We start from the raw sequence: 1,653 nt of genomic DNA, 5'->3' as shown, positions 1-1,653 counted from the left end.
CTATCTGCCCCTGCGCTTGAATCAAGGCGGAGTGATGCCGATTATTTTTGCATCTTCGGTTTTGATTGTGCCTTCTTTCCTCGCTCAGTCTCTCAATAACCCGTTTTTGGTTCAAGTTGCTAATGTTTTGAGTCCGAACGGACCGGCGCCTTGGGCTTACGCGCTGTTTTATCTGACTTTGATTCTGTTTTTCAGCTATTTCTACGCTTCGTTGATTGTCAACCCCGTAGATATGTCTCAGAACTTGAAGAAAATGGGCGCCAGCATTCCTGGAATTCGTCCTGGTCAGAAAACCAGCGATTATGTGGAGAAGGTTTTGAACCGTTTGACTTTCTTGGGAGCGATATTTCTCGGTCTGGTGGCCATTGTACCAACTGCTGTAGAAAGCGCGATCGGGGTGCAAACTTTTAGAGGTTTTGGCGCAACTTCCCTACTGATTCTAGTAGGCGTCGCGATCGAAACTGCTAAGCAAATTCAAACTTACGTCATCTCCCAGCGATATGAAGGAATGGTGAAGTAATCGCAATGCAATTGATTTTTATGGGGCCTCCAGGGGCAGGAAAGGGAACTCAGGCTCAGCTCTTAGCAGCTCTCTGGAAAATACCCCACATTTCTACAGGTGACATCCTACGCGCCTGCGTAGTTGCCAAAACTGACTTGGGTCAAAAGGCACAATCCTACATGGATGGGGGAGAGTTGGTTCCTGACGAGTTATTGATGGATATCGTGCAAGAACGTATGAATCAGCCAGATGCTCGTGCTGGCTGGATTCTCGACGGCTTTCCCCGCACAGTCGCGCAGGCAGCTTTTTTTGACAAACTGCTCTGTGATGTTGAAGGAAGTACGTCTGGAAAGGACTGCGCTCTCAGAGCTGTCAATTTGGACGTTCCTGACAATGTTTTGGTGGCTCGCCTGTTGTCGCGAGGTCGCCAGGATGACAATGAGGAGACAATCCGCCGTCGGTTGCAAGTTTATCGCGAGCAAACTGAACCTTTGATTGAGTTTTACAGAAACCGGGAACAGTTAGTTGCGATTGATGGCGATAGACCGATGGAATTAGTCACCGCAGAACTGCAACAATCTCTCTCGATCGACTCTTGAACCCTCTCAATACAGCTTGTTACTCACAAGCTTTTGCTAAGATATGTTAACTAGGAGCTTTTTGTGCTATCAGGTTTTGTGAGGGTTGCTAGAGACCGGATTGAACTCGATACTAATTGCCACAACTTTACTCAAGTAAAGCTAAAACAAGCGGTTGGTTGAGTATTAAAGTCGATCGAGTCGCCCTAATTATTGCCCTTCCGTTTGACTCCTACCAGTAAATAGGTTGTGAGGTCAACGACGGGACACTCCTAGTTAATCAAATGTAGAGTTGAGGTAAATACCAAATTGTCTAAGCAAGATTTAATTGAAATGGAAGGGACTGTGACGGAATCCCTGCCCAATGCGATGTTTCGCGTTGACCTAGATAATGGGTTTAACGTGCTGGCTCACATTTCCGGCAAGATCCGCCGCAACTACATCAAAATTCTGCCTGGCGATCGCGTCAAAGTCGAATTGACTCCCTACGACTTGACCAAAGGCAGGATTACTTATCGCCTTCGGAAAAAATAGGCTTAGATAAAACTTTCTAAAAACTAATTCTAAGTTTAA

Annotated in this window: 3 protein-coding genes; all 3 read left to right on the top strand. The window is 46.2% G+C overall.

Annotated features, from left to right (window positions below; translation table 11 throughout):
• The coding region (locus tag ACUVJL_RS00040) for a preprotein translocase subunit SecY (RefSeq protein WP_445243963.1) at window positions 1-520 on the top strand (520 nt) is incomplete at its 5' end.
• A 5-nt stretch (window positions 521-525) separates the two neighbouring features.
• Window positions 526-1,101, top strand: coding sequence for an adenylate kinase (locus ACUVJL_RS00035; protein ID WP_445243962.1), 576 nt, complete (start codon window positions 526-528; stop codon window positions 1,099-1,101).
• A gap of 288 nt (window positions 1,102-1,389) precedes the next feature.
• Window positions 1,390-1,614: a translation initiation factor IF-1 gene (gene infA / locus ACUVJL_RS00030; protein WP_006276978.1), complete on the top strand. Its 225-nt coding sequence runs from the start codon at window positions 1,390-1,392 to the stop codon at window positions 1,612-1,614.
• The last annotated feature ends 39 nt before the right edge of the window (window positions 1,615-1,653 follow it).

Source organism: Microcoleus sp. OTE_8_concoct_300 (genome assembly GCF_031383065.1).
Taxonomy (GTDB): domain Bacteria; phylum Cyanobacteriota; class Cyanobacteriia; order Cyanobacteriales; family Microcoleaceae; genus Microcoleus.
The sequence above is the reverse complement of the archived record's forward strand: the minus strand, read 5'-3'. Positions and strand labels throughout refer to the sequence as shown.

Coding starts and splice junctions, on each gene's coding strand:
- ACUVJL_RS00035 (WP_445243962.1), top strand. CDS start 526: ATGCAATTGATTTTTATGGGGCCTCCAGGGGCAGGAAAGGGAACTCAG.